General features: G+C 62.0%; 25 protein-coding genes. 19 read left to right on the top strand and 6 right to left on the bottom strand.

The features are described from left to right. Position 1: 1 nt before the first annotated feature. Positions 2 to 517 carry a hypothetical protein gene (locus MKL11_RS21550; RefSeq protein WP_243947171.1) on the bottom strand — a complete coding sequence of 172 codons (516 nt, stop codon included), beginning with the start codon at positions 515 to 517 and terminating at the stop codon, positions 2 to 4. A 119-nt stretch (positions 518 to 636) separates the two neighbouring features. On the opposite strand from MKL11_RS21550, the gene MKL11_RS21545 reads away from it, so the two are divergent. The 5 genes from MKL11_RS21545 (at position 637) to MKL11_RS21525 (ending at position 3,449) form a co-directional block, all read left to right on the top strand. Then, on the top strand, positions 637 to 840 hold the full coding sequence (locus MKL11_RS21545) for a helix-turn-helix domain-containing protein (RefSeq protein ID WP_243947170.1): 204 nt from the start codon (positions 637 to 639) through the stop codon (positions 838 to 840). A gap of 3 nt (positions 841 to 843) precedes the next feature. Further along, entirely contained in the window at positions 844 to 1,044 is a 201-nt protein-coding gene (locus tag MKL11_RS21540) for a hypothetical protein (RefSeq protein ID WP_152997657.1), read from the top strand. Then, entirely contained in the window at positions 1,041 to 1,334 is a 294-nt protein-coding gene (locus MKL11_RS21535; protein ID WP_243947169.1) for a hypothetical protein, read from the top strand. The genes MKL11_RS21540 and MKL11_RS21535 overlap by 4 nt, the downstream gene beginning before the upstream one ends. Then, on the top strand, positions 1,331 to 2,995 hold the full coding sequence (locus tag MKL11_RS21530; RefSeq protein WP_243947168.1) for a DUF3987 domain-containing protein: 1,665 nt from the start codon (positions 1,331 to 1,333) through the stop codon (positions 2,993 to 2,995). Before MKL11_RS21535 ends, MKL11_RS21530 begins: the two co-directional genes overlap by 4 nt. A 70-nt stretch (positions 2,996 to 3,065) precedes the next feature. Further along, positions 3,066 to 3,449 (top strand): hypothetical protein, encoded by a 384-nt coding sequence (locus tag MKL11_RS21525; RefSeq protein WP_243947167.1) that lies wholly within the window; start codon positions 3,066 to 3,068, stop codon positions 3,447 to 3,449. Between the two features lie 707 nt (positions 3,450 to 4,156). Here MKL11_RS21525 and MKL11_RS21520 read toward each other — a convergent pair. Further along, positions 4,157 to 4,561 carry a hypothetical protein gene (locus MKL11_RS21520; RefSeq protein WP_243947166.1) on the bottom strand — a complete coding sequence of 135 codons (405 nt, stop codon included), beginning with the start codon at positions 4,559 to 4,561 and terminating at the stop codon, positions 4,157 to 4,159. Positions 4,562 to 4,711: 150 nt separating this feature from the next. Between MKL11_RS21520 and MKL11_RS21515 the strand changes: the two genes are divergently transcribed. Further along, the gene (locus MKL11_RS21515; RefSeq protein ID WP_058194970.1) at positions 4,712 to 4,900 is read left to right on the top strand and encodes a hypothetical protein; all 189 of its coding nucleotides are present in this window, start codon (positions 4,712 to 4,714) and stop codon (positions 4,898 to 4,900) included. A 25-nt stretch (positions 4,901 to 4,925) separates the two neighbouring features. Here MKL11_RS21515 and MKL11_RS21510 read toward each other — a convergent pair whose 3' ends face one another. Both MKL11_RS21510 and MKL11_RS21505 read right to left on the bottom strand, forming a co-directional pair. Beyond that, complete coding sequence (locus MKL11_RS21510) at positions 4,926 to 5,177, bottom strand: PilZ domain-containing protein (protein ID WP_243947165.1); 252 nt, start codon at positions 5,175 to 5,177, stop codon at positions 4,926 to 4,928. A 93-nt stretch (positions 5,178 to 5,270) separates the two neighbouring features. Next, entirely contained in the window at positions 5,271 to 5,576 is a 306-nt protein-coding gene (locus MKL11_RS21505; RefSeq protein ID WP_243947164.1) for a hypothetical protein, read from the bottom strand. A 203-nt stretch (positions 5,577 to 5,779) separates the two neighbouring features. Here MKL11_RS21505 and MKL11_RS33605 point away from each other — a divergent pair, with 203 nt between their 5' ends. The 8 genes from MKL11_RS33605 (at position 5,780) to MKL11_RS21470 (ending at position 11,204) form a co-directional block, all read left to right on the top strand. Further along, positions 5,780 to 5,998, top strand: a complete 219-nt coding sequence (locus tag MKL11_RS33605; RefSeq protein WP_409565891.1) for a ribbon-helix-helix protein, CopG family — start codon at positions 5,780 to 5,782, stop codon at positions 5,996 to 5,998. An 11-nt stretch (positions 5,999 to 6,009) separates the two neighbouring features. Further along, on the top strand, positions 6,010 to 6,687 hold the full coding sequence (locus MKL11_RS21495) for a hypothetical protein (protein ID WP_243947160.1): 678 nt from the start codon (positions 6,010 to 6,012) through the stop codon (positions 6,685 to 6,687). Next, positions 6,674 to 6,940, top strand: a complete 267-nt coding sequence (locus MKL11_RS21490) for a hypothetical protein (RefSeq protein WP_243947158.1) — start codon at positions 6,674 to 6,676, stop codon at positions 6,938 to 6,940. The genes MKL11_RS21495 and MKL11_RS21490 overlap by 14 nt, the downstream gene beginning before the upstream one ends. A gap of 233 nt (positions 6,941 to 7,173) precedes the next feature. Continuing rightward, on the top strand, positions 7,174 to 7,362 hold the full coding sequence (locus MKL11_RS21485) for a hypothetical protein (protein ID WP_243947156.1): 189 nt from the start codon (positions 7,174 to 7,176) through the stop codon (positions 7,360 to 7,362). A 229-nt stretch (positions 7,363 to 7,591) separates the two neighbouring features. After that, positions 7,592 to 8,134 carry a hypothetical protein gene (locus MKL11_RS21480; protein WP_243947154.1) on the top strand — a complete coding sequence of 181 codons (543 nt, stop codon included), beginning with the start codon at positions 7,592 to 7,594 and terminating at the stop codon, positions 8,132 to 8,134. After that, positions 8,131 to 8,259: a hypothetical protein gene (locus tag MKL11_RS33180; RefSeq protein WP_279600637.1), complete on the top strand. Its 129-nt coding sequence runs from the start codon at positions 8,131 to 8,133 to the stop codon at positions 8,257 to 8,259. The genes MKL11_RS21480 and MKL11_RS33180 overlap by 4 nt, the downstream gene beginning before the upstream one ends. Beyond that, positions 8,256 to 8,507: a hypothetical protein gene (locus MKL11_RS21475; protein ID WP_243947152.1), complete on the top strand. Its 252-nt coding sequence runs from the start codon at positions 8,256 to 8,258 to the stop codon at positions 8,505 to 8,507. The genes MKL11_RS33180 and MKL11_RS21475 overlap by 4 nt, the downstream gene beginning before the upstream one ends. A gap of 9 nt (positions 8,508 to 8,516) precedes the next feature. After that, entirely contained in the window at positions 8,517 to 11,204 is a 2,688-nt protein-coding gene (locus MKL11_RS21470) for a hypothetical protein (protein WP_243947150.1), read from the top strand. A gap of 89 nt (positions 11,205 to 11,293) precedes the next feature. Here the strand turns inward: MKL11_RS21470 and MKL11_RS21465 are convergent, their stop codons facing one another. Together MKL11_RS21465 and MKL11_RS21460 are read right to left on the bottom strand one after the other, a co-directional pair. Then, on the bottom strand, positions 11,294 to 11,536 hold the full coding sequence (locus MKL11_RS21465) for a DUF6894 family protein (RefSeq protein ID WP_243947149.1): 243 nt from the start codon (positions 11,534 to 11,536) through the stop codon (positions 11,294 to 11,296). A gap of 279 nt (positions 11,537 to 11,815) precedes the next feature. Beyond that, positions 11,816 to 13,813, bottom strand: coding sequence for a hypothetical protein (locus MKL11_RS21460; RefSeq protein ID WP_243947147.1), 1,998 nt, complete (start codon positions 13,811 to 13,813; stop codon positions 11,816 to 11,818). Positions 13,814 to 14,164: 351 nt separating this feature from the next. Here MKL11_RS21460 and MKL11_RS21455 point away from each other — a divergent pair, with 351 nt between their 5' ends. From MKL11_RS21455 to MKL11_RS21435, 5 genes are read left to right on the top strand one after another with little or no spacing between them, the layout of a single operon-like run. Next, positions 14,165 to 14,536 (top strand): hypothetical protein, encoded by a 372-nt coding sequence (locus MKL11_RS21455; RefSeq protein WP_243947145.1) that lies wholly within the window; start codon positions 14,165 to 14,167, stop codon positions 14,534 to 14,536. After that, positions 14,533 to 14,748 (top strand): hypothetical protein, encoded by a 216-nt coding sequence (locus tag MKL11_RS21450; protein ID WP_243947143.1) that lies wholly within the window; start codon positions 14,533 to 14,535, stop codon positions 14,746 to 14,748. Before MKL11_RS21455 ends, MKL11_RS21450 begins: the two co-directional genes overlap by 4 nt. Next, positions 14,745 to 15,503, top strand: a complete 759-nt coding sequence (locus MKL11_RS21445) for a hypothetical protein (RefSeq protein ID WP_243947141.1) — start codon at positions 14,745 to 14,747, stop codon at positions 15,501 to 15,503. Before MKL11_RS21450 ends, MKL11_RS21445 begins: the two co-directional genes overlap by 4 nt. Beyond that, on the top strand, positions 15,500 to 15,844 hold the full coding sequence (locus MKL11_RS21440; protein WP_243947139.1) for a hypothetical protein: 345 nt from the start codon (positions 15,500 to 15,502) through the stop codon (positions 15,842 to 15,844). The genes MKL11_RS21445 and MKL11_RS21440 overlap by 4 nt, the downstream gene beginning before the upstream one ends. After that, positions 15,835 to 16,056 (top strand): hypothetical protein, encoded by a 222-nt coding sequence (locus tag MKL11_RS21435; RefSeq protein WP_243947137.1) that lies wholly within the window; start codon positions 15,835 to 15,837, stop codon positions 16,054 to 16,056. The genes MKL11_RS21440 and MKL11_RS21435 overlap by 10 nt, the downstream gene beginning before the upstream one ends. The last annotated feature ends 821 nt before the right edge of the window (positions 16,057 to 16,877 follow it).

Genomic DNA, 16,877 nt, shown 5'->3' with positions numbered 1-16,877 from the left:
TTTATTCGCCTTCCATAAAATCACGTTTAGGCTTCACGCGAGGTATGACGCGGACGTCACGTGCGGCAAATATCTTTGCAGCTTCCTCAGGTGACATACCCTTGAGGTCGAAAGAAGCTCTTTTGGCGATTGCGGCCCATTCGTCGAGATCGTTCCTGATATAAGTCTTAAAGTTTTCTACAGTTTGAGCCGCTGTCAACTTCATAACTTCGACAGCATCGTCATTTTCGTACCAGCAACTTCCATACGCTTGTTCAATTTGAGCAACGCTTGCGGCAAGTGAGCGCGCGATCGTGAAGATATCGCTCCCCAACTCTTGCTTGAGGTGATTTTGAACTGCGAGCGACGACTCTAGGCGAGCTTCAATTTCCTCTGAAACTGACCGACCGTGCCTCGCAGAAGAGATTTCTAGCTCAGCTCTCAATTCGTCGCGGAGCCGGACGGCTACCGGGCGTCGCAGCCTCACCGCGTCAGGCTTGGGTGGGCGTCCACGACGTGTGGTCTCGGCCTTGTTCATCACCGCCATACTCCTTGCCTCCATTTTCGTATCGTAGATCGTCGTTACGGTAATTGACAAGCCCACTCGTGTCGTCCATTTTCATAACGGTAATAGGCGTTTCAAAAATGGAGTTGGACATGAGACCGGTAGGTTCGGAGCGAAAGACGATCAGTGTTGAGGAAGCTGCGCGTTGGCTCGGCGTCAGCCGCAACGGCGCCTACGAGGCGGCGAAGCGCGGCGAAATCCCGACCATCAATATCGGCCGCCTGAAGCGTGTGCCGATCGCGCCGTTCGAGCGTCTGCTCGGGCTATCCGTGTCCACCGGGAAGGAGGACGCCTAAGCCATGAAGCAGAAAACCCGCGCACAGCGCGGGCTGCGGCGGGTCTCTAAAGGTGTCTTCTGCCAGGTCGACACTCAGAGAGATACGACAGCCCAAGCGCTCCGACAAGACTATCTGGCCACCCGCTTCGGTTTAACGCCGTCCGTGGCCAATCTCCTCGCCGAACTGGCGTTCACAACCACCGATCGTTGGGGGCGCGCATGAGCGCCCCCACCCTGAACCCCAACGATTACGCCTACGGCGACCCGGATAAGCTCCGGGCGCACATCGCCGAGTTGATGGCCGGCGTCAGCATGCGGGCCAGCATGGTCGGCGACTATGCGTTCCTGCGCGACGATCCGGGGATGCGGTACGCGATGAAGTGCGCGGCGGCTGAGTTCCGTGCCGCCTTGAACCTGCTCGGCGATCTGACCGAGCAGTTGGAACGCGAGCGCCAGCGACGGCAGCCCACGCATGCCTCCAGACCCCATTCGAATCAGGAGGCGCGCGTATGAAGGCGCAGCACTTCGCTGCCGAGGTGTCTCGCCTCGGCTCGGCCGCCGATGACCACCGTCACGGTGATCGTACCAAACCTAACGGCGCCAACGGCACTATCGGCACAGGGGGGTCTGGTTCCTGGCCGGAGCCCGACCTGAGCTTGCTCGGCACCGGTCGGCGCTCGCCGCCGGCCTTCCCACTCCACCTGTTCGGCCCTTGGGCCGGGTGGTGCGAGCGCAAAGCCAAGGGGGCGTCCGCGCCGGTGGACTATGTGGCGGTGGCCCTGCTCGCCAGCGTCGGTGCCACCATCGCCAACGTGCGCTGGCCCCAGGCCGGTACCGCGTGGTCGGAGCCGCCGGTCCTGTGGTGTGCCGAGGTCGGGCCCCCGTCCTCATCCAAGTCGCCGAGCATGGATGCGGCCTTCAACCTCGTGCGCTTCGCCGAGGATCGGATGGCCGACGGCTTCGAGGCGGTTCAGCAGGAGCATGCTACCGCTAAGCAGGCCTGCGAGGCCCGGGTCGAGGCGTGGAAGATCGAGGTCCGCACCGCCGTGAAGAACGGCAACCCGCCGCCCGCGATGCCGGCCGACGCGCAGGAGCCGCCCGCGCCGGTTCGGCCGCGGATTCGGGTGGCGGATGCCACGGTCGAGGCGCTGGGCGCCCTGGCGGCTGGCCTGCCGCGCGGCCTGCTGCTCGTGCGGGACGAACTGGCCGGTTGGCTCGGCGCCTTCGATAAGTACGGCGGTGGCGGATCCGACCGGGCGTTCGCGATCGAGATGTATGGCGGGCGCGCCTACGTCGTCGACCGGATGAAGAACCCGGAGCCGCTGCGGATCCGGCATCTCAGCATCGGCGTGCTCGGCGGGGTTCAGCCGGATAAGCTGGAGATGATCCTGAACGGTCCCGACGACGGGTTGGCTTCCCGGCTGCTCTGGGCATGGCCGGAGACGAAGCCGGACTTCAACCTCGCCCGGGGCGCGCAGGACGATGGGCCGATGCAGCGTGCGTTCGCCCGGCTCACCGATCTGCTGCAGCTGCATGACGAGTTCGGGCACCCGGAGCCGGTGTTGGTGCCGCTCGCCCGCGATGCGGAGGATAGGCTGGAGGCGTTCGCCCGGGACATCGTCGAGCGCTGCCACGTTGCCAGCGGCCTGCTCGCCGGCACTCTCGGCAAGGCTCGCGGGCACGCCCTGCGCCTGTCCGCCGTGTTGGAGTTCCTGTGGTGGTGTGGCGGATCCGATCAGGCTGAGCCTCAGGTCATCTCGCCGGACGCGGTCACTGCGGCGGCCGACCTGTTGAACGCCTACTTCCTGCCGATGGCCGAACGGGTTTTCGGCGACGCCACGATTCCGATGGTGGAACGGCGCGGGATGCTATTGGCACAGCATCTCCGGCAGAACCGGTTGCCCGAGTTCAATGCCCGCGAGGTCCGGCGCCAGGTCGGCGGCATGCTGCGGGACGCGGCCGACATGGAGGCCGCTTGCAAGCAGCTTGTAGAGGCGGGGCTGATCCGGCCGCGCTTTACCCGGGCCGGCGAGGTGAAGGGCCGAAAGTCTCAGAGCTACGAGGTTCACCCGGAGGTCGCCGTCACCCGCCCTTTTGCCGATAGCCCTGTTCCTGAGCGATCTTACCCCCCCTGTGCCAATAGTGCCATTAGCGCCAATAGCTCCAAAAACTGACCTAACGGCACAAACGGCACAAACGGCACAGGGGGGTAAGATAAATTCGGACGCGCGTGAGATCGGGCGCGTGTTTGAGGACATGATCACCGACATCGGACTGGATGAGATGCTCCGGCTCGGCGAGATCGCCGGCCTCAAGATCCAGCAGCGGTACGTCGAGATGGGCCCGGCGGAGCGCGCCTTGTTCCATAAGCGGCACGGCGTCGGGGTGTTGGTCGGCGCTCGCCCGGAGCCGAAGCTGAGGGGCAAGCCCACGGAACCGGTACCCTTCACCGAGGAAACCCGGCGAAGGCTCACAGATCACTACCGGGACCTACGACACTCCAACGGCACGATGGAGGAGACGGCGCTGCTGAAGCACAACGTGCTGGCAATCTGGGCGCAGTCTGGAATCCCGGATGGCTTCCTCGACGAGCTGCGGGCCATGCCAGATGCGGAGGCGAGCATATGACGCCCACCGAGCGCGATCGCTTCGAGAAGTGCCTCGCCCTGGCCAAGCGCGGCGCTACAGCCGGCGAGCGCGCCGCCGGCCTTGCAGCCGCTGAACGTGTTGCTTCCTCGGCCGGTATGACGCTGGCGAAAGCCAAGGCCGCCGTCGGCGACTCTCGGCCAGCCCCGCCAAAAATGGATTGGCCGTACCCACGGCCCCGCGCGTCACGTCGGGCCCCGCCCAGGGCGAAACCGAAGCGGCCCGTGAAGCCACCGACCTTGGAGGAGGTGCTTCGCCAGAGGGCTGCCGCTGATGCGGAACGGCGTCGGGCAGCCGCTGCGGCGGATCGCAGGCTGCTGAAGGAACTAGCCGAGCAGGCAGCCTACGAGGCGCAGCAGCGGGAGTTGCAGGCCGAGCGTGATCGGGAGTGGGCGGCGGCCCGGATGGAGCGACGTGCTTGATTCCGAGTATCGATCGCTGCACTCAATTTACCAACCGATTGGCATCATCACGAAATACAACGCCACCATCGCAGCCCCCAATCCTAGGACTGCTGATACCCCAAGCGGGTTGATCATGATCAGCTGCCGAGCGCGATCAAGCATTGGTGTTTTCCATTGTGTGATGAGAGGGGGAAACCGGCGGCAGACGCCATAGGTCCACGCTGTTTCGGCCTGCGTCCTTACGCCTTTACTCAGGTTGGAATGCTGGACTGCTCGGCCATCCGCTCAGATGCCGACACTGGTGGCACCCGCATCGGCGGCCTGCTTGGCCGTCGCTCCGTCCCGCAGCGCCGCAGCTATCGCGGCCGACGAGGTATCGATCGCGCCGGCACGCTCGTCGCCGAAATCTCGCGTAGTGTTCGCGTTGGCTCCAACCCGAGCGTAGAAATTATCCGGGAAGCGCCTGTTGATCCGCTCCCTCAGCATGTCAGTGGCCATGCGGTAGTCGCCGGTGAAGTCCTTCGGAGTTTTGCTCGCCTTCGCGCCGGGACCTCGGCCATTCCCCGAAGTAAGCAATTGATGGTTTTCCGCCTGGCTTGGTCGAGCCGACATGAAGCTGGCGAACTGCGAAAACAATCTTTTGATGCTATTCATCGGATATACCAGGGAAAGCAGCGGATATCGCCGCATCAGAACTTACGTAGCACGCTCTGGCACGTGCAAAGTTCCGGGGCCTCGCTCCGACGCTCGCCGAATGCGATCGAGCGCAGCGCGGTGACAGGCCGACCGTTCGAGCCTACCCTCAGGCCAAATTCATGGCCCGCGCCTCATAGGGTGTTGATGTTCGTCCCACCCGATCAGCGATCCGTCCCGCCACCGTGGGAGCCACCGCGGAAACCATCCCGGGATGCCAAGCGGGCTGAGAACGCAGCCGTCACGCTCATCATCCTGATCTCGATCCTCGGGCTGTTCGCGCCGATCGCCGGCGGCACGCTGATCGCGGTGATCGCCGCCCTGTTCGGGCACTGAGGATCCGAGCTGCAGGGGTCGTGCCTTACTCCATCAGGTCGGTGAGTGCCCCGATCTCATTCGAGCTTTTCCAGACCGTCTCGCAGCCGATCACCTTCTCGGTGGCATCGAACGTCAGTGTGAACTTGTCCGGCACGCGCTCGACGCCGTCCAATCTGACACGCACACCCCACTTCGAGATGTCGTGGATCACGCAAGGGATCGCCACGTCACCAGGCACAGCGATGTGCCCGATCATGTTGATGGAAACGCGGCGGGCGGTTCGCTGATTGTCCATGGGGCACTCGCGTAAAGCGGAGTATCCTGCCGAACGAATACGCTACAAACCGTTCGTGAATTGCATCGAATTGAGCATGCGCCCGGCGCCTTGTCAGTTTTGCCGGCTCGGCATCCATCGGGACAGGAAGCGGGGTGACCGGACGACGTTGGTCTCGTCGCGGTCCGACGGCTCCTCATCTGGCAGCAGTGACGCGATCAGCTGCAGAAGGTTGTCCCGCTCTTGGCCTTGGAACAGGACCAGGAAGGAACCGAGGTCCAGCTCAACTTCCGGCTCATCGTCCGAGGGACGGTGGACCACATAGGGCTGCCCCGTATTCAGATCTCGCATCAGTGACCAACGGTCTCCGGCGGATCCGACGTGAAACTCTCTAGCCACCCGCGGCGCTTGCTCAATCATGGCTCCTCGACGCAAAACTGTAATTCAGCGGTGCGGCATATTGGCATGAAAATTTGGGCGGAAATATAACATAACGCAACAGTGGATAACTAAGGACGACAGGACGGCAGCACAGCAAAACCAAGCGTCGACTCTGCTGGCTTGCCGCAGCGCAATAGACGACCCATCGTCTGGCTACGCAGTGACTGAGGCGTAGCCACATCATGACGAATCCTCTCCGACGAGACGCATTGCTTCGGTTCAAGGTCGAGACTGACCTCGCCCGCGCCGTCGAAACCACCGCCCGGCATCGCGGCCAGACCATGTCGGAGTTCGTGCGCCAGAGCGTCCGCGCGCACCTCGCCCGTCATGGTGTTCGTCTCAGTCCCGACGACGGTCCCCGCACGCCGCCGGCTGCCCCTGCTCTCCGTCAGGCAGCGTGAGGATGGCCGGCATGAACGCGATCCCCACCGTCTCCGTCCGCCACAACCGCCACGACGGCAACGTCGCCCCGTATGTCAGCCTCGGCCGCAGCCGGCCCGACCTGCAGCCTGTGCTGCCGTCCGAGCCCCGGACCTCAACGCAGATTTCCGCTGAGCGCGATGCCGCCCAGGCCGAGCGCGAAGCTTGGGAAGCCGCCCGCCCCGACGTGCTGTTGAACGGCAGCGCCGACGACGTGGCCGCCCTCGATCACCGCATCGCCCTCACCAAGATCCGGCTCGACCAGCTTGAGGTCCAGCACGCCGCCTCAGTGATCGCCGAGGCTCAGGCTCAAGCCGCGCACGAGGCCGAGCAGAAGCGTCGCAAGGATCTCCACCGCAAGGCCATGAAGGCCAGCGCTGAGGTCGAGAAGCTGGCTGCCGAGTACGTCACCGAGGCGCAGCGCCTGGTGCCGTTGCTGGCGAAGATCCGCGAGCGGGCCGCGCTGATCGAGGCCGCTAACTACGCCTTGCCCGACGGGACCGATCCGGTGCCGCCTGGCGAGCCCCGCTGCAGCTGGAACGGCAGATCCGACCAGCCGCACAGCTCGATAGCCAGCCGCGTGAAGCTGCCCGCCCTCGGCACCGACGCCGGCTACATCTGGGGCGAGGTCGCCCCGATCTACGGGAGGATCGTCCATGAACCGCACTGAGATCGAGGAAGGCGCTGCCTGGGCGCGTCGTCTCTTCCGCAAGCCCGAACGGGCTGCCGCCGAGCGCAGGCTGGGTTCGGCAGAACGCGTCGCCGCGTATCTGGCTCAGAGCCGCGAAGTCGAAGCCAAAGGCACCCAGACCCGCTCGGCCGTGGAGCAGACCCGGCGCGATTTGAACACGCCTGGCGCCGCCTTCACGGTCGGGGCCGAGCGCTATGCCGCCGACGGCTCCCGCTGGCAGCGCGTCGCCTAATCCGGATTGCGCGGGTCCAAGCCCTCACGGGCCTCCTGCTCGCGCCATTGAGGAGGACGCAGTCCCTCCAACAACGGCAGCCGACCTGTCCCTTGCCTGATCCATGGCCATGGAGCCGAGGGATGCCAAGGCCGGCACGACTGCACCCCTGACCAAGCAGGGACGATCCGGGATCGCGGTGGGAGGGGTCACCCCCGCCGCGGTCCCGACACCAGACAGTCCGGAGAGCCATCATGGCCACCAAGCCCGACACTACCGCTCAGCCCGCCATGCCGGTCATCGAGACCACGCCCGTCGATCATGGTGATGCTCATGGCGTCGGCGCTACCGAGCGGGCACCGATCAGGGCCGACCTGCTGCACGAGACCGCTGCTGAGGCTGAGGCCCGCTGGCTGGCATGGCGATCGGCAGGGATGCGGTGAGCGACCGTCCCTCACTGCCTGAGGGTGGGACCCGCGATGGATCTCCCTGCGGAGGGTGCCCGGTCATTAATAGAACCAGGGTCCTTTTTACCCCTCCCCTAGGACACGGGTCCGCGCGAGCGAAGATGCTGTCCAGGTCTGATGGTCTGAAACCCGGCAACAGTGGCAACAGGCAACGGCAACAGTGGCAACAACAGAAACCAAATCTGCATTCGCCCGGCGCCACAACGTGAACCGCTCGACGGTGAACAAGTGGGAGGCCAGAGGCAGCATCGTGCTGACGGTCGACGGCCTGGTGAACGTCGAGGCGTCGGAGCGATTGCTCGGCGGCCGGGCGGAAACCTACCGCGGCGGTAAGGCCAAGGGACCAAGCGCTCGCCAGGTTCGGCAAGAGGCCGCTCCAGATTTGGATGCGCCCGCCACCGATCCGCTGGCGCTGGCCCACGCCGGCCTCGCCGAGGTGATCCGGGCGATCGGCCCCTACGCCGCCCGGATGGCGGTGGAGTTCGGCGCGCCGCTGCAGGTCGCCTATGGGCTCGACCAGGCCGTTGCCGTCGAGGCGGATGGCATCGCGGCCCGGTTCCTCGCCCGGCACGGTCATCCCGACACGGCCAATGGCTACGGCACGCTGGAGAGCCAGGGCCTCGACTTCGCGGATCCGGACTGGGCGGCATTGGCAAAAGCCGCTGGCGAGCCGCTGGACCTGAAAGCGCTCGATGCCTGGTTCACGGCCACCCACTACTGGCGGGCTCCGCCGGAGGTGTCGGCATGACCGACCAATCGAATCCCCAGTCCACCGCCTCGAACGACCCGCCCCGCATCGGTGAGATCCGGGAGCTGTTCGGCGTGCGGCTGCAGTGGAATGGCTCCCGGTGGGTGAAGGTGGCCTGCCCATGACCCGCGTCGCCGAGATCGCCGACTACCTGCTCGGCACTGGCATCGGCGACACCGAGGCGGCTTGGAAGGCCGAGGTTGTCGAGACGATCATGGCCCGCTGGCCGGATGTGACCCGCGAGGATCTGACGGCAGCCTTCGAAGTCGCGTCGCTTGAGACGGCGGCCGAGATGGCCGTGACCGTGGCGGACAATCTCGATTGCCTCGCGGCGGCGGTGACGCCCAACCCCATCACTCATCCGCAGAAGTAGGAGTGCGCCTTGAGCCAAGAAGAAGCTCTGCGGATGACTGCCGAGGTCATCGACAAATCGACTGGCCCTCTCAAGAGCATACAAAATGCACTTCGCGGCTTTGCGCAAGAGGGCGCAGGGCATGTTGATGTCCTGAATAAGGGGTTCGGCCGCGTCGAACAGTCGATGCAGTCGGTCGGTCGTACCGCTACGAGCGTCGTCAATCCCGCGCTCGGCTCAGTCGGTATCACTGCGCTCACGGTAACTGCGGCACTCGCCGGCATTGGCGCGGCGATGCGCAATTTCGGCTCCAGCGCTAAGGAGTTGGGACAGCTCTCTCGCGATACCGGCGTCGCTGCTCAGACCCTGCGCGAGATGCAGGGCATTCTGGGCAAGGTCGGCGTGGATGCCGGGCAGTCTGCCGCTGCGTTCCAACAGTTCGCGGAAAACGCGCGCTTGGCGCGGCGCGGCATCGGCCCGTTGATGGAATTCCTGCGCACTCAGGGGACGAGCGCCGAAGGTCGAAAGTACTTCAACGACCTCGCTGACGCGATCATGCACTCAAAGGACAACTCCGAGGCGCTGACCAAAGCGCTGGAGGGACTTGAGGGCGTGTCTGACCCCGTTGCGCGTCGGAAATACGCTCAGGAAGTGCTTGGCATCGCGGAAGCCGCACGGCTTGCAGATGGGCACCTTGGAACGCTCCGTCAGCAGATCAACAAGTTTCGCAGCGACAACGGCGTTCTGTCTCCGCAGGACATTAAAAACGCGGAGGATTACGCCCGAGCGATGGACGGGCTGAAGGGCACGTTCAGCAAACTCGGCGACGCCATTGCGCGCGAGGCGACACCGCATCTGACGGAGGCGGCTAAGGCAGTCAAAGCATTCCTTGACGATGAGCGGAAGGGCGTCACGCCAGCCGTCGTCGAGGCGATCCGCGATATCGCAACCTGGCTGAAATCAATCGACTGGACGAGGGCGTTCACTGAGGCCGGAGACGGCTTCAAGACTCTCAAGGGTGATGTAACCGAGGCAGTCACTGAGATCCGCACGCTGTTGAGGGATCTCGGCAATAAGGACGTGTCTGACCCTATCGTCGGCATGTTCAAAGAGGTCGGGCAAGCCGCTCGGGATACGGGCACGGCAATCCGCGCCGCCGCTCTCGCCTTAGGCGCTTTGAACGACCTTAAGAATTTTGATTTCTCAGAAGCCGGGAAGAAGCTCGACAAGATTGACCGCATGACCGATGCGGGCATCGGCAGGCGAACTAATGCCCCTGCGAGCAAGGCGCCGACCGCCTTGGATGAGGCGTTGGACGCGCAGATGCGCGGGCAGTCAGCGAGCCCAGATGTTCTTCGGCAGAACGAAAACCTGCGACGGAACGCCGGTCGTGCGCGCGAAATAGAGGACCGCACGTCTGCCATCCAGCAGCAGCTCGGCCAGTTCGATCTGCTGCGCAAGGGTGGCACGGACAACGACCGTGCCCGTGATCAGGCTGATCGTCTTCGTCGCGAGATGGAGAGGCTAACGGATGAACTGAAGCGCATCCGTGAGGGGGGCGCAACTGTCCAGCAGCAAAGCTTTGATGCGTCGGCGGCCGGTCCATTCGGCGGCGCCCGCATTCTCACAGCAAGCCTTGGCGGTGCAGCCGCTGCAGCTCGCGTCGGGCGCATGCTGGGCGGCGGAGGCGGCATCTACGCGCCGGGCGGTGAAGGTGGCTCGTTGCCCCTTGATCCCAACGATCCCGTTGTGCGGCGGCGGTTCGATGCTTTCCGGGCGAACCGTGGCGGCACTGCCGCTGAGCGAGTCGGAGATAAGTTGCGGGGCGAGGGCGCTGGCGGTGCCGGTGACCCCGGCATGCTGGACTTGATCGCCCACGCTGAGGGCACCACTCGCCGCGGCTACGATGACAGCTTTGCCCATCAAGTGTCCGGATCCCTCACGGGCAAGACCCTTGGCGAGATTGAGCAGATCCAGCGTGGCATGCGCGGATCCTCCGCGATCGGCCGGTATCAGTTCATGCGCGGCACTCTGTTCGGCGGACGCCGCGGCGACACCGGCCTCGTTGGCGAGTTGGGGCTGAGCCGGGACGAGAAGTTCACGCCTGAGCTACAGGACCGGCTGGCGAACACCCTGGTGGAACGCCGCTACCGCGAAGCGCAGCGGATGCAGCGTCGTCAGGGTGGGGACTTCATGAGCCACTTCCGAACCGCGCTTGCACGCGAATGGGCGAGCTTCCCCGGCGACTACGGGCAGCAGGGCATCATGGGGGGCATGTACTCCCGCCAGCGCGCCAGCATCTCGCGCGAGAGACTGACGGCGTCAGCTCAGGCATGGCTCGATAGACGAGAGGGGCGCGTAGCTTCAGGCAGAACTCGTCGCGCTGAGGTTCTCGCTGATCTGAACGACGAGCGTCGCAGGCCCGGCAACCTCGATGCCGATGGCGCTGGGTTCGCGGGAGCTTATCGAGCCCGCCAGGCTGAGCAAGACGCCATCCGCTCCGACATGGCGCCGAAGGTAGGTGAGCCATCGCTGCTACAGAAATCCTTGCGCGCGAACGGCGTCGGCGTCACGCCGAACGTCGAGGGCGCGGTCAATATCCGTATCGACAAGCCGGGGCCGGACACGCGGGTGAAAGCCGATGCCAGCGGCAGCTTGTTTCGTACTATCAAGCAGACGCGAGGTCGGCAGATGCAGGCTGCTGGGGAAGATGTCTGACCCGCTCCGGCAACCTGTTCAAGGACGTGGTGCTGCAGCGGGGACGGACGATGGCGTCGGCTGGTGGCACGTGATGGCCAGTAGCGCAGTCAGGCCGCCAGCGCGTGCTGCTCCACATTCTTTCTGATTGGCAGGTACGCGACTGGTGCTCCGGTCTGGTCCCGCACAACCAATGTCCAGAGATCATCTGGCCGGTTAGCGGCGGTCTCTTCAGCCACTTCGAGGATCACGTCCAGGGCATCGGCCAGCGCTTGTTTTAGATTAGCCGCCTCGACGCCATTAGTATCTCGGACAGCTTCTTCGCCATTCTCGAAATCGAAGTAGAAGCGCATGGAAATTGGACCCTCTGCTCGAAGAGGCTGCCTCGCGCCCAACCTCGGCGCCTAATGATATGTTAACAAATTCGGTTAACAGATTGTTAACCCGCCTATCCCGAAGCGCGCTTTTTGTACTTGGACGAGAGCCCACCATGCGAGGCCACGACCTCAGCCACTGGAACCCTCTTCCGCGACATCGTGCAGAACCACGGGCGGCAGATGGCGAAGGCGGAATGAGCCTCAGTGCCCATCACCTCAAACGCCGGTCCCGAGACCGGAGCAGCTCAGACACGCTCAAGCATACCCATCATGATCAGAACCGCCATTTTCAGCCAAAGGACGTCGAGCTACCGCAAACATCCCTTGGCGCTCTAGGAAAGCTAATTCAGTCCAAAAGTCTCTTGATGCATAAGTAACTGGCATCAGCAACCTAGAAGCTTCAGAAACAGACTGCGAAAGACTCAACAGATATATAATCTCACCTAGGTCTAGCCAGTGGACATTGAATAAATATGCCCCAAGATCAATTTTTTCTTCTTCCTTTGGTGCGACTTGCTCCAGCAATATAAATAATTTTCTAAGATTTTGATTAAAAGAATTTATTGCATCATCATCCTCGGGCCGTCCAGTAACTGAATGAAAGACCGCTCTCGTAAGCGATCCCATTATAGCTCTTAATAAAACTTTGTCAGACATTTGTCCGTATGATAGCGGCGAGATCGCTAGCTTAATTAACCTCAAGGAAGCCCAATCCTCGTTGCCAGAAGCAATTTCGGTATGCCCAGCCTTGATATTGATTTCATGCCGAGAAAGTTGCCGAAGCATTGCGAGGTAACTCTGAGAAAAATCCGTCAAGTACTTTATTGGGTTCCCTGACCTTGCCGGAGCAGTTAAGGATTTAGCCTTAGTCTCAAACAAAACTATCCTATCATCGGCACGCGTTGCATAATCAATTTCGAATTTTTGTTTCTTGACTAAGTACTTGTACTGAAAGAACGCTATTGTCGATTTACCCTCGCACGCAATTCGGATTGCCCATTCCATTGAGTCACCAACGATTTTAGATGCTCGCTCTTTCGGCAAAGTTGACCAGACCAATTTGTAAACCAAGAAACAACAGTGAGCGCCTGTCAAAGTCTTTGGCAAGAGAACAAGTTCATTTGAGCTACGCTCATAAAATATATTTCCTTCTTGAATTTCTATACTTCTGTCAACGGGATCAATGACGTCATTGTAGATGGCATGCCCTTTTCCTAGGCCTTGAGCGAGTAAAATAGGAAAGTCTTGCGTCGCACGATCTTTCGGGCAAATTGTTGGCCTGTCCTCTGCGGCCTGATCAAGCAGATCATCAATCTCTTTAAATATTTTTCTCAGATCGAAGCCCATAGCACGTTTATCATCGACTGTAATAAACTTATCGAATGCGCGAGCAAGCGTCTTTGTAACTAGCTGAGGAGTTTGGGGTAATGTAAAAGCCTCTCTCCAAATCAAAGACTCTCGCAATGCACGCGGTATTTCTGTAACATCTACGTTTGAGTGCTCGAATTGCCCGTACCGCTGAGCGTCATATATAGCTAGGTAATCTTCCGATATGGAGAACAAAGTTTCTACCATACGGCTGGGATTGGCTGCCGTTCCCGCCTTCGAAATATTTCGTATGGCTACAGAGCAAAGCCACCCATAAGGGCTGGCAATCCGACCCTCTTGAGTGAAACCAGGTACTGTGTTGCCAAACAACCAAAAGCCGTTGTGAAAAAGATTTCTTTCTCGCATTCGCCCAAAAATAATTTCAAGAATGCGAAGGCCGCCAATAAGGGCGGCAAAATTATCGATTACTGTCAATAGCTCGCACTCTGACGTTGCTGCCATGCGAGGTCCTTGCGCGCCGACTTCAATTTTATAGCCTCGCGTCCTCAATCTTCGGCATGCTTCTCCTACATGCCTCTGTCTCATATATATAGGTTGGCGACCATAAAGTGCTTCTCTAGCCGCCATAGATCTCAGGCCCCAGGCGGTTGCTTCAATCCATTTATCGCGACAATCGAAAGCAACGCAGCTATTGCCTTGCAGTTTCCCTTGCAAAAATAGCAAGACTCTTGCTGCGTCTTCCGGCGCATCACCCAAAAAAAAAGCAATTTCGGCAGATTTTGCTAGTCGCCAAATCTCGCCAGACGACAGCACTGTGTCGCCAATTTGCAGCTGATTTAAAGTATCTTCAGTGAATTCTCTGTCTAAAATCTTTGCGGAGTTAAAAATATCGACAAATGATTTCAGATCTGCATCAGCTAACATTCTATTGCCTTGATGCGTGACCGATCCAGGATGCTAGTTTGCGCCTTCAGGATCCTCGCGGTGCCTCACGTAGCCCTGGCCGGTGAGCCAGTCCGTGAGAGCGAGGCGGATTGCTTCTGGGCGAGATGGCTTCGGATCTGGCTGATCCGCAATCCAAGCTTCTAGAGACGCATCCAGCTCGGGGTACAGCCGCAGGCCGATGGCCTTGCCGATGCCGGTGGGCGGGCGTCCCCGCGGTTTTCTGCTATCGGCTATTGACATCGGGATTGATGATAGCAGATAAGAACGGGCCGACCAAGAGCTTGCACCCTCCTGGAAGGCCCTAACCACACACGTCCTGGAGTGACGCGAATGGCTGTTCACGCCCATAGCACACGCACGCCCTTATTACCCCAGTCCGGCAACCCTCGGCCCTTATTAGGCCAGGGGCTCGGCCGGCAGCTGGGCCCCGTCTCTCTCGCCATCCGAGCCTGCCGAGAGACCGATCCAGCCGACCTCGCCATCGCCGACATCCAGATCGGGCTGGCCAGCTTCTTCGCCGATGCCGACCGCCAGCGCGTCCGCGAGCTGCGCCGCCGGATCACCGACCGGATCGAGGCGGACCTCGCCTTATTAGATGCGCTCGACACGGATCCGGATGCCGAGCCGGAGGAGCCAGAAGCCTCGGCCACCGAATGGACCGGCCGTGGCGCTCACCGCTTCAATGTCTGGAGGGCGGCATGAGCCAGCGTCCCGTTTTTCATCCGCTCGCCGACATGGAGGATGACATCCTCGCTGTCGGCCGCTGGGCAGGCGTCCTCAATCACCTAGGCACTGGTCACAGCATGATCGACCCGGGCGAGCTATGGGTCATCAGTCATGTGCTGTCCGAGTTAGGCAAGCGCCTCAAGGCCGACTGGAACGTAGCTCTAGACGTAGCGAGGGCTCAGCGATGACCGGCCCAGCCAATCGCCGCGGTTTCCTTCGCGGTTTCGCCCTCGCCTCGGCTGCGACTGGATCCGGGATACTCAGCCTCCCTGCGCCGGCAGCTGCAGCAACACCTCATCCCGATGCCGAACTGATAGCCGCCGCGGCAGAGGTCGAGCGGACGGATGCTGCGTTCAAGGCTGCCTGCAGCGCCAGACAGGCTGCCTACCGTGCGGCTCGGGCTGATCACGGCATCGTTCCGATCGCTCTGGTCCTGAACGACGAAGAGAAGCGCCTCTTCCGCCACTGGTACTTCGGCATGCCGGGGGATCCGCCATACCCACGGATGCGTCCGCGAACCGCACCGGATGGATCCTGGCGCAATCCTGATTTGGCATGGAGCGGACGGGGCCTGCGCATTGTCATGGCCCGGGTCGTCGAACGCTTGGGCCGAGCGGGTCGAACACCGCACCTTCTTCGCCGCTGGCGGCAATTGCTGCCGGTCGCGGATGCTCACGACAAGCAGGTCGGTCAGGCTCAGGCGCGGCACCGAGTTGCCGAGCTGAACGCTGCCGAGAAAGAGGCTGAAGCGGCTTGGCGTGCCGCCCGTGAGCGGGTGCGTACCATGACAGCGACGACGCCGGACGGGCTCGCAGTGCACGTCCGCATGTTCGAGGAGATGTACCGGGAGAACATCCCGGAGCACTACCTGCCGCTGTTGCTGAGCGCCGCCAATCTCTCAGGGGTCAAGCTCAACCTGCGTGAAATGGAGGGCTCGGCATGACGGAGTCGGCTCACACCACGCGCCTGCGGCTAGCAACCCAGGACGGTCGCCGCGTGGGCCGGATCAGCAAGGCCAGGCGGCTCAAGGCAGCCCCTGCGGGCGAGGTGGCACGTCTCTACCGTCATCTCGCTCGGGTACGGGCCGAGGCTGAGGCAGCGCTCGCGCACGCCGAACGGGCCGAGGCCTTGCTCAGCAAGGCGTTCAACGTCGCTTGTGGGGAGGATCGGGAGATGACGCTGGCTATGATGCGGCACGTCTGCATCGAGGCCGGTCTCGCCTATCGCTTCCGCGGTCTCATCCGAACTATCGAGATGGCCGAGGAGGGCACGCTATGCGCCTGATCAGCCTTCTCATCGCCGCGATAGCGTGGTGGAAAATGCGGCGGGTTCGCCGTGCCGGTGACGACATGCGCCGGGCCAGGGAAGGCCTCCGCAAAGCGGATTACCTCGCCACCCGCGCTCTGCGGACCCTGATCGCCGTCGGTCAAGGCCCGATCCCGCGCACGCTCAGCGGCGTGCCGGCGATCCCGCCGATGCCGGTGCTGTGCCGGTAGGCGCTTCTTCACTACGAACGTTCGCAGTGACCCACTCGCTCACTGCAAGAAATTACAGTGAAGGCATCCACGCCCGTCCGGCTACCTTGGGGGGAAAACGAAGGGCGGGCGTGGACGGCCGACGAACCGCCCCCTCAAGTCGTGCCGACGTGGTTACCCTACGCCGATGCCTGAAGAACGGAAATGATTTCCGTTTTGCTGAGCGGTCGAGGGCTATATTGAACTTAGGCCGCCAAGCCTCTCAGGATCACGCCGACCGCAACGAACGCCCCAGCAGAGTAGGCGACCGTGAAGGCTAACTCGAACATGATCGGCGGTCGCTTTCTGCGAGGGTGCTGCTGGCCGGTGGTGTTCCGCCGGAGGGGCGGATCCGACCGACAACCCAGGGCTGAACACTTTGTTTCCAGCACGCCCTGGGATTTAGCAGCACCCACGCCCGCCCGGCGATCGACCAAGAACGTAGGCAGGCGTGGAGATCGACCGAGGTCGACTTTTAGACGGTAGGTCTGATCGCTGAGCCGGTCTCCAACATAGGGCAACTCCGCGAACGCCGCTCGCGCATCCCATGCGGGCGACAGTTCTCATCGGAACAATGGCAGGCACACGCCCACGATGCCGAGGCCGAGTACGATCAAGCTGCCGCCTGCCGTCTCCAAGAGCGCCTGCTGAGCGGGTCGGTTCGGGGCGAGGCCCGATATAGCCGTACCCGTAATGAGACAAATCAGGCTCAGAATGACCATTGTGACCATCAAAACAATCTATCGATCACAGCGATGCAAAAATGACGGTCAAATCCGCCTGCGAACACTGACTATGCAAAC

This window comes from Methylobacterium sp. J-077 (genome assembly GCF_022829365.1).
Taxonomy (GTDB): domain Bacteria; phylum Pseudomonadota; class Alphaproteobacteria; order Rhizobiales; family Beijerinckiaceae; genus Methylobacterium.
This window is presented reverse-complemented; position numbering and strand designations above follow the sequence as displayed.

Coding starts and splice junctions, on each gene's coding strand:
- MKL11_RS21505 (WP_243947164.1), bottom strand. CDS start 5,576: ATGATTGAGCAAGCGCCGCGGGTGGCTAGAGAGTTTCACGTCGGATCC.
- MKL11_RS21465 (WP_243947149.1), bottom strand. CDS start 11,536: ATGCGCTTCTACTTCGATTTCGAGAATGGCGAAGAAGCTGTCCGAGAT.
- MKL11_RS21495 (WP_243947160.1), top strand. CDS start 6,010: ATGAACGCGATCCCCACCGTCTCCGTCCGCCACAACCGCCACGACGGC.
- MKL11_RS21510 (WP_243947165.1), bottom strand. CDS start 5,177: ATGGACAATCAGCGAACCGCCCGCCGCGTTTCCATCAACATGATCGGG.
- MKL11_RS21515 (WP_058194970.1), top strand. CDS start 4,712: ATGTTCGTCCCACCCGATCAGCGATCCGTCCCGCCACCGTGGGAGCCA.
- MKL11_RS21460 (WP_243947147.1), bottom strand. CDS start 13,813: ATGTTAGCTGATGCAGATCTGAAATCATTTGTCGATATTTTTAACTCC.
- MKL11_RS33605 (WP_409565891.1), top strand. CDS start 5,780: ATGACGAATCCTCTCCGACGAGACGCATTGCTTCGGTTCAAGGTCGAG.
- MKL11_RS21445 (WP_243947141.1), top strand. CDS start 14,745: ATGACCGGCCCAGCCAATCGCCGCGGTTTCCTTCGCGGTTTCGCCCTC.
- MKL11_RS21440 (WP_243947139.1), top strand. CDS start 15,500: ATGACGGAGTCGGCTCACACCACGCGCCTGCGGCTAGCAACCCAGGAC.
- MKL11_RS21520 (WP_243947166.1), bottom strand. CDS start 4,561: ATGCGGCGATATCCGCTGCTTTCCCTGGTATATCCGATGAATAGCATC.
- MKL11_RS21540 (WP_152997657.1), top strand. CDS start 844: ATGAAGCAGAAAACCCGCGCACAGCGCGGGCTGCGGCGGGTCTCTAAA.
- MKL11_RS21450 (WP_243947143.1), top strand. CDS start 14,533: ATGAGCCAGCGTCCCGTTTTTCATCCGCTCGCCGACATGGAGGATGAC.
- MKL11_RS21485 (WP_243947156.1), top strand. CDS start 7,174: ATGGCCACCAAGCCCGACACTACCGCTCAGCCCGCCATGCCGGTCATC.
- MKL11_RS21435 (WP_243947137.1), top strand. CDS start 15,835: ATGCGCCTGATCAGCCTTCTCATCGCCGCGATAGCGTGGTGGAAAATG.
- MKL11_RS21550 (WP_243947171.1), bottom strand. CDS start 517: ATGAACAAGGCCGAGACCACACGTCGTGGACGCCCACCCAAGCCTGAC.
- MKL11_RS33180 (WP_279600637.1), top strand. CDS start 8,131: ATGACCGACCAATCGAATCCCCAGTCCACCGCCTCGAACGACCCGCCC.
- MKL11_RS21490 (WP_243947158.1), top strand. CDS start 6,674: ATGAACCGCACTGAGATCGAGGAAGGCGCTGCCTGGGCGCGTCGTCTC.
- MKL11_RS21475 (WP_243947152.1), top strand. CDS start 8,256: ATGACCCGCGTCGCCGAGATCGCCGACTACCTGCTCGGCACTGGCATC.
- MKL11_RS21545 (WP_243947170.1), top strand. CDS start 637: ATGAGACCGGTAGGTTCGGAGCGAAAGACGATCAGTGTTGAGGAAGCT.
- MKL11_RS21535 (WP_243947169.1), top strand. CDS start 1,041: ATGAGCGCCCCCACCCTGAACCCCAACGATTACGCCTACGGCGACCCG.
- MKL11_RS21530 (WP_243947168.1), top strand. CDS start 1,331: ATGAAGGCGCAGCACTTCGCTGCCGAGGTGTCTCGCCTCGGCTCGGCC.
- MKL11_RS21455 (WP_243947145.1), top strand. CDS start 14,165: ATGGCTGTTCACGCCCATAGCACACGCACGCCCTTATTACCCCAGTCC.